The sequence below is a fragment of the Microbacterium sp. F01 genome (assembly GCF_056156365.1).
In genome coordinates this window covers 1,731,306-1,744,183 of the sequence record NZ_CM149592.1, presented here as the reverse complement: position 1 = coordinate 1,744,183, position 12,878 = coordinate 1,731,306, and the positions used below count along the sequence as shown (strand labels likewise).

Sequence of the window (12,878 nt, the reverse complement as noted above, 5' to 3'; positions counted from 1 at the left end):
CCGACGGGGTGACGGGAACACGAGAGCAGAACTCCACGGCCCGCGCCGCGCACGGTCGCCTCCCGTGATCGTCGACGGCCTGCCGCACCCGTTCCGCGTCGCGTTCTGGGATATCATGACCGACGTCCAGGGTCCGTCGACAGCACCGGACCCGGAGGGTGCATCGGTGGAAGAAGCGCGCGTCGCAGTCGTGATCGAGGACGAGGAAGACATCCGTTCTCTCCTGTCGACCGTGCTCGCTCAGGCGGGCTTCGAGGTGCACGGCGCGGCCAACGGCGCCGACGGCGTCGAGCTGGTGCGGGAGCACCGCCCCCTGGTCACGACGCTCGACGTCAACATGCCCGGCATGGACGGCTTCGAGACCGCCAAGCGCATCCGGGCCATCAGCTCGACGTACATCGTGATGCTCAGTGCCCGCACCGAGGAGATCGACGCCCTCCAGGGTCTGGAGGCGGGGGCCGACGACTACGTCGCGAAGCCCTTCCGCCCGCGCGAGCTGCGTGCCCGCATCGACGCCATGCTGCGTCGGCCGCGGCACGTCGCGCCGGCCGACTCCGACACCGTGGACGAGAACGGGTCGTCCGACGGCGTGTGGCTCGAGCACCACGGGCTGCGCCTCAACGCCTCGACCCACCTCGTCACCGTCGACGACGAGGACGTCGAGCTGACGCGCAGCGAGTTCGACATCCTCGCCGATCTGCTCGTGGCGGGCCGGCGCGTGCGGGCGAAGTCGGACCTCGCCCTCATGCTGCGCGGCGACCAGTATGCGGTCAGCGACTTCGTCTCCGACAGCGATGCGCGCGCCATCGAGGTGCACATGGCGAACCTCCGGCGCAAACTGGGCGAGTCACCCGCTCAGCCGCGGTGGATCGAGACCGTGCGCGGCGTCGGCTACCGGCTCACTGCCTGACGGGCGCTCCGCGAGGGCGGACGGATGCCGCTACTCGGCCTCGTCGACGAGGACCGACGTCTCGACGTTCGCCGCCGCGCGGCTCGCGGCCTCCCGGGCGACGCGCATGAGCTCCGCCGGCTCATACCCCGCCGTCTCGCTCAGAGCCACGCCGACACCGACCACGGGGATCACTCCCCCGCCGACCTTGCCGAGGTCGTCGAACAGACCGCGGTAGATCGCGCCCGCCTGCCGCCGCGCCTCCTGCGGGGACGCGACAGCGAGGCCGATCACGAGCCCGGTGTGCCCGTCCTGGCCGACGACCGCATTCGTGGGCGCGTGATGGCGCACCCCGGTCCGCCAGGTCGCCGCGACCGCTCCCGCGACGTCGCTTCCGAACGCGGTCGAGATCTGGTCGAGGTCGTCGAGACGGACGGCCGTCACCGCGATCGGCTCGAATCGCCGCTCGGCGCGCCGGCACAGGCCCTCGAGAACGGCGGCGAACGACGCTTCGCTGAGGATGCCCGCCTCATCGTCGATGGCGCGGGCCTCGCGCAGGTAGCCGCGCACCGGCGCACGGCTCGCCCGCAGCACCGAGGTCACGACGACGGCCACGATCGTCAGCGTCACGGTGAGGTAGCTCGTACTGATCGTCCCGAAGGCGGTCTCGAACAGCGCGCTGTCGGGGCCGGAGGTCACGAAGGCGGTGGTGCGTGAGACGTAGTACAGCGACTGGAATCCGAGGACGGCCCCGAGCACCCACGCCGTCCGCGACTCCCGCATATCGCCGCGAAGGCATTCCACGGCGCCCGCGCCGGCGAAGCACAGCAGCGGCACGAACATCCACAGCGCACCCGCCCAGTCACCGCCGGCGTCGCCCTCGACCGCGACCGCGGCGGCGGCCGCGGCCACCGCGACGGCCACGAGGGCCGACGGCCACCGCATGTCGCGTCTGTTGAAACGGCGGCATCCCAGCCACATGCACCCGGTGCCCGCGACGAACGCCGCGTTGCCGACGGCGATCGCCCACCAGGCGCCGTCCGACTGCACCCAGATCGTGTAGGCGAGGGTGGTCAGCATCGCCGCGAGGAACGCGATCGACCAGATGCGCCCCGCGCCCTCGTCGCGTCGCAGCAGGGTTTCGAGGATGAACAGCACGCCGCTGACGTTGACGACCAGCGCGGTCATGATGAGCACGCTCGGCAGATCGAGGGTCATCCTTCTTCTCCTTCCGGTCCGATCGCGGGCAGCTTCACGATGAAGGTCGACCCGACGCCGGGAGCGCTGTGCAGGGCGAGGTCGCCGCCGTGGGCGCGCACGATGTCACGGGTGATCGCGAGGCCGAGGCCGGTGCCCGCGCGGCGTTCGCCGCCCGCCTTGTAGTACCGCTGGAAGAGGCGCGAGCGATCGGCGTCCGAGATGCCGACCCCGGTGTCGCGCACCAGGATCCAGCTCGACGTGCCGTCGGTCGTGGTGCCGACGAACACCGTGCCGCCGTCCTTGTTGTAGGCGATGGCGTTCGACACGAGGTTGTCGACGACCTGCCGCAGCCGCAGCGGGTCGGCCCACACCGTCGCCGGCTCGAGGCCCGTCTCGTCGATGACGATCGCACGGGCGGCGGCCCTCGGCAGCGCGTCGGCCGCCGCGGCGCGCACGAGGTCGCGCGCGTCGAGGAGCTGTGGGGCGAGCGATGCCTCGACCGACGACGGCGACGAGCTCGACGCCGCGAGGATGTCGGCCACGATGCGCAGCAGGCGCTCGGCGTTGCGCTCGGCGACATCGAGGCTGGCCCGCACCGCGTCGGGCGTGTCGGGGTCCTCGATGGCGAGGTCGAGGTAGCCGAGGATCGAGGTGAGCGGCGTGCGCAGCTCGTGTGACACCGAGGCCACCAGGTCGTCGCGGGCACGGAGGGCGGTGAGCTCGGCCGTCACATCCCGCGAGACCACCACCGCGCCGGCGTCGCCGCCGTCGGGGTCGGTGATCCGCCGCGCCGTGATCGTGAGCGCGCGACGGGGCCCGGGTTCGTCCCCGAACCACACCACCTGGTCGTCGAACGCCTCGCCGCGCCGCGCGCGTTCCAGCGGAAGCTCGTCGAGGGGCAGCGGCGAGGTGCCGTCGTCGCGGAACGCCGGCACCCCGGTGCCGTCGTGCTCAGGCTCGAATCCCTGCAGGAGTTTGCCGTGTGCCTCGTTGGTGACCGCGACGCGGCCGCTCGTGCCCATGCGCACGACGCCGAAGTCGACGGCGTCGAGAACCTCCGTGACGACCTGCTCCTGGCGTCGGGTGCGCGCGAGCACGCTCGCGAGCAGCTGCGACTGCTTCGCCAGCAGCATGCGCTGGGCGTCCGACCTCCGGGCGTTGAGGTGGCTCGTGACGGCGACGGCGATGATCACGAGCGGCAGCAGGAAGGTCCGGTACGTGACCTCGGTGGCGCTGAGCGCGGTGAGCACGCTCACGATGCCCGCGATCGCGACGATCACGCCGAACAGGCCCAGCAGCCCGAACCCGCCGGCGAGCCACGTCGCAGGGAAGATCCACAGCAGCCCGAGCACCGTGTCGGGGGCCGCGATCTGCATCAGCGTGATGGCGACGATGTCGAGCGCAGGCACCACCGCGACCCACCCGTACGGCAAGCTTCCCCAGGGCACGACGAGCGTGACGGCGGTCACCGCGACCACGAGGACGACGCCGAGGAAGAAGAGCACCGGCTCGCCGCCGAACGGCCCGATCGCCACGAGGACGCCGAGCACGAACACCACCGCGGCCAGCAGCAGCTGGTTCAACGTCGCCGTACGACCGCGCGTGCGATCGGCGCCCTCCGGCGCAGTCCCGCCCATGCGGGAACGCGCCGCGGGCCTACCCGGCTCGCCCGGTGTCGCGGCGGTCATACGGCGAAGGTAACGGATGCTGCGGCCCCCATGCCCGAACGGCGCGCTCGCCGCCGCCCTCCCGGGCACGCGAACCCGGTCAGGGCCGTGGGTGCCGCGGGGTCAGAAGCCGAAGTCGCCGAAGTCCCCGAGTCCGCCCATGTCTCCGGCTGCGGCGTCGCCGCCCCAGCCCGAGCCCGGGTCACCGCCCCAGCCCGCCCCCGAGTCGGCGCCGGCGTCCGCGGCGCCGGTCTCGCCGGAGGCGCCGGTCTCGCCGGAGCCGTCGTCGGCGGCGGAGCCGTCCTCGTAGCCCTGGTCGTACGCGAGGCCGGGCGCCAGGAACGAGCTCACCAGCGCAGAGCCGATGACGTAGCCGATCACGGTGCCGAGGATCGACGATCCCAGCATCGAGCCGAACGAGGGACCCTGGCGCTGCGGCCCGAGGGTGCGCTCCATGAACCCGGGGCTGGTGTACTCGGCGCGGGTCGCCGCGCGGGCCATGGCCTGCGGATCGGTGGAGCGCGGCTGCTCCTGCGGCGGGAGTCCGGCCGACAGCTCGGCGAGCACCTGCTGTCGCTGGGGTTCGGTGAGCTTCGAGAAGGCCTCGGCGTGGACCTGTTCGATCGTTTCCGGCGGCGCGGTCTTCAGCAGGTACCGGTAGCGCTCGATCGCGATCTCGTCCTCGCTCCGGGGCGGCTGCATGCCCGGCCCCTGGGCGCCGTAGCGGTTCTGCGGAACGGGCGGCTCCTGGCGCGCGTCATCCGTTCCTCCGAACAGTCGGTCGAGGAATCCCATGTGCTGCTCCGTCGTCTGCGTGGGCGGGTGGAATCTCAAACTAGGCGTGTTTCCTCGGAAGCTGCTGGAGGAGCCGCGGCCGTTCTCGCAGAGCGTACGGGCTCACCCGCGTGCCGCGAGCGCCTCGCTCAGCCAGCGGGCGTGGAGCTGCCACGGGTCGTCGACACCCGCGGCGAGCACGGCGATGTGCGCAGAGAGGGCGTCGGAGCGGCGGAACCACTCCGTGCCCGGGAAGCGATCGGTGGCGAACTGCGCGTGCCGCCGCTGCTCGAGCGTGCGACCCCCGCGCTCGAACGCCAGCAGCTCGTCGTGCCATATCGCGCCGAAGCGCTGGCGCGGATTCGCGCTCGTGCCGATCTTCACGCGGTCCTCGTAGCGCAGGTAGTACACCACGTCGACGCGGGGTGGAGCGATGTCGTCGTCGGGGAGATCGCCGTAGCGCCACTCGCACACGGCGCACAGCCAGCCCGACGGATAGCGGACACCCAGTCGCGAGCCGCACAGCCGGCACGGTGACGGCAGCGCGTCGGTGGCCCCGTACTGGGCGTCCGCCCATTCCCCCGCGGCAGCGAGATGCGCCTCGCACAGCGCGACCGGAGCGTCCGCCGGCACGGGGCCGCGGCATCCGTCATCGCCCACAAGACATCGCACGGCGGGAGGAATCACTGGCACAGGGCGACGGTACCGGCGACCTCCGACGCTGCGGTACGCGAAAGGCCGCCACCCCCGCCGAAGCGGTGGTGACGGCCTATCGAACCAGACGGTTCAGCGAACCCGGAGGCTCAGCTCAGGATCAGCGACCCGAGAGCTTCTCGCGGAGGGCGGCGAGGGCCTCGTCGTCAGCCAGCGTGCCCGCGGGGCCGCTGTCGGACGAGTACGAGGACGCGCCGGTCTCGACCGGAGCGGCAGCCTCGGCCTCGAGGGCCTTGATGACGGCAGCCTTGTGGGCCTCCCAGCGAGCGTGGGCGGCGGCGTACTCCTGCTCCCACTTCTCGCGCTGCTCATCGAAGCCTTCGAGCCAGGCGTTGGTCTCCGGGTCGAAGCCCTCGGGGTACTTGTACTCGCCGTGCTCGTCGTACTCCGTGACCATGCCGTAGAGGGCCGGGTCGAACTCGGTGCCGTGGGGGTCGACCGACTCGTTCGCCTGCTTGAGCGAGAGCGAGATGCGGCGACGCTCGAGGTCGATGTCGATGATCTTGACGAAGACCTCTTCGCCGACCGACACGACCTGCTCCGCGAGCTCGACGTGCTTGCCCGACAGCTCCGAGATGTGCACGAGGCCCTCGATGCCGTCCGCGACGCGCACGAACGCACCGAACGGAACGAGCTTGGTGACCTTGCCCGGCGCGACCTGGCCGATCGCGTGGGTGCGGGCGAAGACCTGCCACGGGTCCTCCTGCGTCGCCTTAAGCGACAGCGAGACGCGCTCGCGGTCGAGGTCCACCTCGAGGATCTCGACGGTGACCTCCTGGCCGACCTCGACGACCTCGGACGCGTGCTCGATGTGCTTCCACGAGAGCTCCGAGACGTGGACGAGACCGTCGACGCCACCGAGGTCGACGAACGCACCGAAGTTGACGATCGACGAGACCGTGCCCTTGCGGACCTGGCCCTTGTGGAGGTTGTTGAGGAACGTGGTGCGCGACTCGGACTGCGTCTGCTCGAGCAGGGCGCGGCGCGACAGCACGACGTTGTTGCGGTTCTTGTCGAGCTCGAGGATCTTCGCCTCGATCTCCTGGCCGAGGTACGGCGTGAGGTCGCGGACGCGGCGGAGCTCGATGAGCGATGCGGGGAGGAAGCCACGCAGGCCGATGTCGACGATCAGACCACCCTTGACGACCTCGATCACGGAGCCGGTGACCACACCGTCGTTCTCCTTGATCTTCTCGACGTCGCCCCACGCACGCTCGTACTGTGCGCGCTTCTTCGAGAGGATGAGGCGGCCTTCCTTGTCCTCCTTCTGGAGAACGAGGGCTTCGACCTCGTCGCCGACCTTGACGACCTCGTTGGGGTCGACGTCGTGCTTGATGGAAAGCTCACGCGAGGGGATGACGCCCTCGGTCTTGTAACCGACGTCGAGGAGCACCTCGTCGCGGTCGATCTTCACCACGGTGCCCTCGATGAGGTCGCCGTCGTTGAAGAACTTCAGAGTCTTCTCGACCGCGGCCAGGAAGTCCTCGGCAGATCCGATGTCGTTGATCGCGACCTGCTTGGTGGCCGGGGCGGTCGTTGCGGTAGTCATGTAGTGGGTTGTCCTTGTTGGGGTTGGGGTGTCGGGCCCCTGCGTTCAGCGGCTTCCGCCGCACGAGGGCGAACGGATGCCTCGAACCGAGGCGAAGCGGATTTCCAGCGATGCCACTCGGACCCTGACGGGAAACCGATCACCGGCGCGAACCGGAACTCAGGCGTGGCGAAACAGCCACACGAGTGACACTCCAGGGTATCAGAACGGCCGGGTCGCCTGCGATGTTCCCGGCGGACCCGAAATCACCCGTCATCGAGGGGTGCAGCATCCGTTCCGGTCAGCGCGGCAGCTCGATCGGCGCGGTGTTCGTGCGGTCCGGATCGAAGGGCGCCGGCGACGGTGCCGCCTCCCCGCGCAGCTGCGCGAGCCGCTCGTCCTCTCGCCGCTGGGCGTCGGCGAGCCAGTCCCACCCCGACGACGTCGAGCCGCGTCGCACGTCGGGAACCGGAGCGGTCGGGCTGCGGTCGTCGGCGACAGGGGTGACGGTGACGGATGCTGCGGCCTCCGGCTGCGGCTGCGGCGGGTGCGCGAGGGGCGCCCCCGCGAACGGGTCGACTCCCGAACGCCCCGCCGCACCGCGGAGGCCGGCCTGCTGGATGACGCGCTGGATCGTGAGGCCGCGCTGGTCGGGATCGCCGACGTACTTGATCTCGCGGAGGCCCTGCTCCTGTGCGGCCGACTCGAAGACGAAATGCCCGTAGCCGAAGATGCGGCCGACGAGCGGCTTGTAGACCGAGATGTCGAGGATGCGCGCGAGCGGCATGGTCGCGATGCGTTGCGAGAGGATGCCGTGCACGCGGAAGACGCGCATGTTGGTGATGACGAAGCGGTCGGTGTGCTGCTCGAAGATCCGCCAGATCGCGTGCACGGTCACCGCCGCGCCCAGGAGCGCCGGCACCCACCACGCCTGCGGCGGAACGAAGAAAGTGAGGAGGAGGACGACGATGCCGCCGAAGAGCTCGAGCACAGCCGAGACCGTGGCCGCCCAGTGCTTGCGTACCTCGTCGACGACGTGCTCCCCCTGATCCGAGATCAGGTGCTTCTCGATCCGCGGATCGAACATGCTCAGCCCTGGGCGAGAGCCATCAAGAAGTCGACCACGGCGACACCGGCGCCCCAGACGGCGCCGACCGCTCCCTGCACCGCGTTGGCCGCGTCCTGCGGGCGGGTGATGAGGTAGAACGCCGCGAACGCGATGACGAGCACCACGACGATGCGCTTGATCAGCTTCACGGTTCGGGATCCCTTCGACTTCCTGCTGTTCTACCCCACGAACACCCTGTCACGCGCAGGCGCGCGGCGCGTCGCGAATCGCGCAGGCGGGGTTCTGGCGCGCCGTGCGGAGCGCTCAGGGCCGCAGCAGCACCTTCGTCGCGCGACGCTCGTCCATCGCAGCGTACGCCTCGGCGGCGTCGTCGAGCGGCAGCTCGAGGTCGAACACGCGGCCGGGCTGGATCGCACCCGAGCGCACGTCGGGCAGGAGCTCATCGATGTAGCCCCGCACCGGCGCGACGCCGCCGTTCACGCCGACGTTGCGGTTGAACATCTGCCGCACGGGCAGCTCGGGGCCGCCGTTGGGAACACCGACGTAGCCGACCATGCCGCCGGGGCGCGTCGAGCGCAGCGCCTGGTCCATCGACTCCTTGGTGCCGACGCATTCGAGCACGCGGTCCGCGCCGATGCCGCCGGTGAGCGCGCGCACCGCCTCGACGCCGGCATCGCCGCGCTCCTCCACGACGTGGGTGGCGCCGAACTCGCGTGCGAGCGCCTGGCGCTGCGCGTGACGTGACATCGCGATGATCGTGGTGGCGCCGAGGCGCTTCGCCGCGATGATCGCGCAGAGGCCGACCGCCCCGTCGCCTACCACGGCGACGGAATCGCCCGGGCCGACGCCGGCGGAGACCGCGGCGTGGTGCCCTGTGCCCATGACGTCGCTGAGGGTGAGCAGGCCGGGTATCTCGTCATCCGCGACGGGTCCGGGCACGACGGCGAGGGTGCCGTCGGCGAGCGGCACGCGCACGCGCTCACCCTGACCGCCGTCGGCGAAGCCGCCGAAGCGGTCATCGCTGCCCCACCAGCCGCCGGCGAGGCACGAGGTGCTCACGCCGTTGCGGCAGTTCGCGCAGGTTCCGTCGCACACATAGAACGGCGCGATCACGAAGTCACCGGGGCGCACAAGCTCGACCTCGGCGCCCACCTCCTCGACGATGCCGACGAACTCGTGGCCGATGCGGTGCGGTTCGTTGGTGGGTGTGACGCCGCGGTAGGGCCAGAGGTCGGAACCGCACACGCAGGCGGCGACCACGCGCACGATCGCGTCGGCGCCGGTGGACAGCACGGGATCGGGCACGTTCTCGACGCGGATGTCGCGGGCGGCGTGGATGACGGTGGCGAGCATGACACGAGCCTACGGCGACGGGCACCCCGCCCGGCCGCTGGCACGATGGACCCATGTGGATCGGGTGGATCGAGTTCGACGTGCTGCTCGGCGACGTCCGCTCGCTGAAAGAGAAGCGCAGCGTGCTGCGTCCGCTCATCGCCGACCTGAGCCGGCGCACCGAGGCTGCCGCCGCCGAGGTCGGCGAGCACGACCTGCACCGCCGGGCGAGGATCGGCGTCTCGATCGTGGCGTCGGGGTCGTCGCACGTGCGCGACGTGCTCGACCACGCCGAGCGCCTGGTCGCCGATCACCCCGAGGTGACGCTGCTGTCGGCGCGCCGCGGACTGCACTCCAGCGAGGACTGAGGCTCAGCCCGCGATCGCGTGGCCGATCGCCTCGTCGCCGCCGCCGAACCGGATGGTCCGCCCGATCGTGGTGTCGTCCGCGATGGTCGCGGCGATCACGGCGGCGACATCCGCCCGAGGGACAGCACCTCCGTCGTCCGGATCGAGAGCGATGCGCCCGGTGGGCCGATCGAGCGTGAGCGTGCCGGGCGCGAGGATCGTCCAGTCGAGCGCGCTCGCGGCCAGGTGCGCGTCGGCGGCCCACTTCGCGTCGGCGTACGGGAAGAACGAGGCGTCGGGCGCGATGCCGTGGTCTGCACGCGATCCCACCCACGACACCATCACGTAACGCAGCACGTCGGCGGCCAGAGCCGCGTCCATCGAGCGGATGGCGGCATCGCGATCGACCGCGTACGTGCGCGACGGATTCCCGCCGCCGGCGCCGGCCGACCACACCACGACGTCGTTGCCGGCGACGATGTTGGCGAGCTGGTCGAGGTCGAGCGCCTCGACATCCGCGACGAGCGGCTGCGCGCCTGTCGCCGCGACCTCGGCCTCGTGGTCCGCGTTGCGGATCACCGCGGTCACGGTGTGTCCGTGGGCCACGAGGAGCGGCTCGAGCAGCAGCGCGACCTTTCCGTGGCCGCCGAAGATCAGGATGCGGGCCATGATTCCCCCTTCGTCGTGCGTTCCACGCTACGCCGCGCTCGCGGGCGCGCGCATCACGCGACGAGCGCGGCGATGCCTGCGATGACGGATGCTGCGGCCAGCGTCAGCGCGATCGCGACGAGCACCGTGTGCACGACGAGGAACCGGGTCGCCTTGCCCTGGGCGTCGTGCGCGCGGGGGTCCTTCGCGACCCGGCGGTAGAACGTCGGCCAGACGAGGACGTTGAAGGCAGCGTTCAGGAACAGCAGTACGGCGAGCAGCGTCACACGTTCGAGCCTATGCGGCGAGCGCGACGGGGTCGGCGACGATGGCGCGGACGGCGTCGCGGCCGGCTCGGTTCGCGCCGACCGTCGACTGCGACGGGCCGTAGCCGATGAGGAACAGGCGAGGCTCATCGATCGAGCGCCCGTTCCCCACCCGGAACCCGCCCTCGGGCGTGCGCAGGCGCAACGGCGCGAGGTGGTCGAGCGCGGGCCGGAAGCCGGTGGCCCACAGGATGACGTCGGTGCGCTCGAGCGTTCCGTCGGGCATGCGCACGCCGTCCTCCTCGATCCAGGCGAACATCGGATGCCGCACCAGCACGCCCCGTGCCTCGGCGGCCCGCGCCCAGGGCGTCCAGTGCATGCCGGTCACCGAGATCACGCTGCCGGGCGGAAGGCCGCGGCGCACACGGTCTTCGACGCCGGCGATGGCGGCGACGCGCGCAGGGATGTCGAAGTCGTCCTCGACCCACTCCGGCTCGCGCCGCGTCACCCAGGAGGTGTCGGCGACGTGCGAGATCTCATCGAGCAGCTGCACCGCCGAGATCCCGGCGCCGACGATGACGACCCGCTGGCCGCGGAACTCTTCGGCCGAAACGTAGTCGCCGACGTGCAGCTGGCGCCCGCGAAAGCGCTCCTGCCCCGGGTATCTCGGCCAGAACGGGCGCGTCCACGTGCCCGTCGCGTTGATCACGAAGCGCGGGGCCCACGTGCCGCGATCGGTCTCGACCACCAGCCGGCCGCTCGGGTCGTCGTCGGCGCGGCGCACCGCCTTCACCTGCACGGGCCGGAGCACGTCGAGAGTGAAGCGCTCCTCGTACTCCGCGAAGTACGCGGGAAGGATGTCGCGGCTCGCGGCCGCCGGATCCGCCGGCGGCACCGCGAACCCAGGCAGCTCGTGGATGCCGTTCACCGTCGCCATGCGGAGGGACGGCCAGCGGTGCTGCCACGCTCCCCCGGGTTCGGGATTCGCGTCGACCACGAGGAACGTCTGATCCGCGGCATCCGCGCGCTCGAGCGGGACGAATCCGCGGCGCTGCAGGTGATACGCGGCGGAAAGACCGGCCTGCCCGGCACCGATCACGACGACGTCGACGGGTGCGGGCTCCATGCCCGGCACAACGACGATCGGCCCGCGGGGATTCCCGCGAGCCGATCGGACGAGAGGCGCGTCAGTTCAGCGCGCGCGTGGACGCCGGGATGACGCCGTCGGCGTAGAGGTCGGCGGCGAGATCCTGCAGCGCCGTCAGCGCGACGCGCTGCGTCGTGGGGCCGTACGAGATGCGGGCGACGCCGAGCGCCTCGTACTCGGACGCCGACAGAGCGCCCGGCAGGCCGATGACGCTGATCTTGCGCTCGCCGATCCCCTCGACGAGCTGCCGCGTGATGTCGGCGTTCAGGATGCCGGGCACGAACACGAGGTCGGCGCCCGCGGCGAGATAGGCGCGGCCGCGCTCGATCGCATCGGCGATCGACTCTTCGACCGGGCGCTTGCCGGCGCGCACGAACGCATCGGTGCGCGCGTTGAGGACGAAGGGCACGCCCTCCGCCGCCCCCGCGGCGATGATCGCCTCGACGGTGGCGACCGCGTCGTCGAGCGGCACGAGACGGTCCTCGACGTTGGCGCCGACGACGCCCTTGCCGATCGCCCGGCGCACCGTCTCGCCCGGGTCGCCGTAGCCGGCGTCGAGGTCGGTGCTCACCGGCAGGTCGCCCACGGCCTCGACGATCCGGCCGACCATGTCGAGCGTGGTCTCGAGCGGGATCTCGCCGTCGGGGTAGCCGAAGGTCGCGGCGATCGAGTGGCCCGCCGTGGCGATGGCTCGGGTATCGGGGAGAGCGGCGATGGTGCGGGCCGACACGGCGTCCCACACATTCACCACGCGCAGGATCTCGGGGGCGGCGTGCAGTCGGGCGAGGGTCTGTGCTTTCTCAGCCTGAGTGGTCATGACTGCCACGCTATCGGCGCCCGAAGGAGCGCGGACCCGTCAACTCGGATGGATCTGGCCGTCGAGATACCACCAGCGCCCGCCCTGCTGTACGAAGCGGCTCCGCTCGTGCAGCTCGCCGCGATCGCGGCCGTGGCGCCAGGCAGCGCGGAACTCCACGACGCCACGCATGTCTCCGTCGCCGCCGTCACCGACGTCGACGATCTCGAGCCCGGTCCAGCGTTGCTCGGGGTCGAGCGTCAACTCCGCGGGTCGCGTGCCCGGATGCCACGTGTCGTGGAGATACACCGCGTCACCGACCACGAACGCCGTGTATCGCGAGCGCATCAGACGTTCGGCGGTCGGCGCCGGGGTTCCGCGCAGCGCGGGGGCGCAGCATCCGTCGAAGCGATCACCGCTGCCGCACGGGCACGGATCCGCGTCTGCGACGCGCGGGAAGCCGTCGCGGGCGGCTCGGGATGCCGCGGCGCCGAACGACAC

At 71.3% G+C, this 12,878-nt stretch carries 15 protein-coding genes; 2 read left to right on the top strand and 13 right to left on the bottom strand.

Annotation, left to right across the window (positions count from 1 at the left end; genetic code table 11):
- Nucleotides 1-166: 166 nt before the first annotated feature.
- Nucleotides 167-910: a response regulator transcription factor gene (locus tag ACVN90_RS07815; RefSeq protein ID WP_475101564.1), complete on the top strand. Its 744-nt coding sequence runs from the start codon at nucleotides 167-169 to the stop codon at nucleotides 908-910.
- A 30-nt stretch (nucleotides 911-940) separates the two neighbouring features.
- Here the strand turns inward: ACVN90_RS07815 and ACVN90_RS07810 are convergent, their stop codons facing one another.
- From ACVN90_RS07810 to ACVN90_RS07775, 8 genes are all read right to left on the bottom strand, one after another.
- Complete coding sequence (locus ACVN90_RS07810; protein WP_475101563.1) at nucleotides 941-2,107, bottom strand: hypothetical protein; 1,167 nt, start codon at nucleotides 2,105-2,107, stop codon at nucleotides 941-943.
- Nucleotides 2,104-3,777 (bottom strand): sensor histidine kinase, encoded by a 1,674-nt coding sequence (locus ACVN90_RS07805; RefSeq protein WP_475101562.1) that lies wholly within the window; start codon nucleotides 3,775-3,777, stop codon nucleotides 2,104-2,106. Before ACVN90_RS07805 ends, ACVN90_RS07810 begins: the two co-directional genes overlap by 4 nt.
- Nucleotides 3,778-3,879: 102 nt before the next feature.
- Nucleotides 3,880-4,551 carry a hypothetical protein gene (locus ACVN90_RS07800; RefSeq protein ID WP_475101561.1) on the bottom strand — a complete coding sequence of 224 codons (672 nt, stop codon included), beginning with the start codon at nucleotides 4,549-4,551 and terminating at the stop codon, nucleotides 3,880-3,882.
- Between the two features lie 102 nt (nucleotides 4,552-4,653).
- On the bottom strand, nucleotides 4,654-5,223 hold the full coding sequence (locus tag ACVN90_RS07795; RefSeq protein WP_475101560.1) for a GIY-YIG nuclease family protein: 570 nt from the start codon (nucleotides 5,221-5,223) through the stop codon (nucleotides 4,654-4,656).
- Between the two features lie 121 nt (nucleotides 5,224-5,344).
- Entirely contained in the window at nucleotides 5,345-6,793 is a 1,449-nt protein-coding gene (gene rpsA / locus ACVN90_RS07790) for a 30S ribosomal protein S1 (RefSeq protein WP_045298874.1), read from the bottom strand.
- 280 nt (nucleotides 6,794-7,073) lie between these two features.
- Nucleotides 7,074-7,859: a PH domain-containing protein gene (locus tag ACVN90_RS07785; protein WP_475101559.1), complete on the bottom strand. Its 786-nt coding sequence runs from the start codon at nucleotides 7,857-7,859 to the stop codon at nucleotides 7,074-7,076.
- A 2-nt stretch (nucleotides 7,860-7,861) separates the two neighbouring features.
- Entirely contained in the window at nucleotides 7,862-8,029 is a 168-nt protein-coding gene (locus ACVN90_RS07780; protein ID WP_475101558.1) for a hypothetical protein, read from the bottom strand.
- Between the two features lie 115 nt (nucleotides 8,030-8,144).
- Complete coding sequence (locus ACVN90_RS07775) at nucleotides 8,145-9,194, bottom strand: zinc-dependent alcohol dehydrogenase family protein (protein WP_475101557.1); 1,050 nt, start codon at nucleotides 9,192-9,194, stop codon at nucleotides 8,145-8,147.
- Between the two features lie 53 nt (nucleotides 9,195-9,247).
- Here ACVN90_RS07775 and ACVN90_RS07770 point away from each other — a divergent pair, with 53 nt between their 5' ends.
- Entirely contained in the window at nucleotides 9,248-9,541 is a 294-nt protein-coding gene (locus tag ACVN90_RS07770; protein WP_475101556.1) for a DUF503 domain-containing protein, read from the top strand.
- A 3-nt stretch (nucleotides 9,542-9,544) separates the two neighbouring features.
- On the opposite strand, the gene ACVN90_RS07765 is transcribed toward ACVN90_RS07770, so the two are convergent.
- From ACVN90_RS07765 to ACVN90_RS07745, 5 genes are all read right to left on the bottom strand, one after another.
- On the bottom strand, nucleotides 9,545-10,189 hold the full coding sequence (locus ACVN90_RS07765; protein WP_475101555.1) for an SDR family oxidoreductase: 645 nt from the start codon (nucleotides 10,187-10,189) through the stop codon (nucleotides 9,545-9,547).
- A gap of 53 nt (nucleotides 10,190-10,242) precedes the next feature.
- Nucleotides 10,243-10,455, bottom strand: a complete 213-nt coding sequence (locus ACVN90_RS07760; protein WP_475101554.1) for an SCO4848 family membrane protein — start codon at nucleotides 10,453-10,455, stop codon at nucleotides 10,243-10,245.
- Nucleotides 10,456-10,465: 10 nt separating this feature from the next.
- Entirely contained in the window at nucleotides 10,466-11,560 is a 1,095-nt protein-coding gene (locus ACVN90_RS07755; protein ID WP_475101553.1) for an NAD(P)-binding domain-containing protein, read from the bottom strand.
- A 61-nt stretch (nucleotides 11,561-11,621) separates the two neighbouring features.
- Nucleotides 11,622-12,398 carry an isocitrate lyase/PEP mutase family protein gene (locus ACVN90_RS07750; protein ID WP_475101552.1) on the bottom strand — a complete coding sequence of 259 codons (777 nt, stop codon included), beginning with the start codon at nucleotides 12,396-12,398 and terminating at the stop codon, nucleotides 11,622-11,624.
- 39 nt (nucleotides 12,399-12,437) lie between these two features.
- Nucleotides 12,438-12,878 (bottom strand): YchJ family protein, encoded by a 441-nt coding sequence (locus ACVN90_RS07745; protein WP_475101551.1) that lies wholly within the window; start codon nucleotides 12,876-12,878, stop codon nucleotides 12,438-12,440.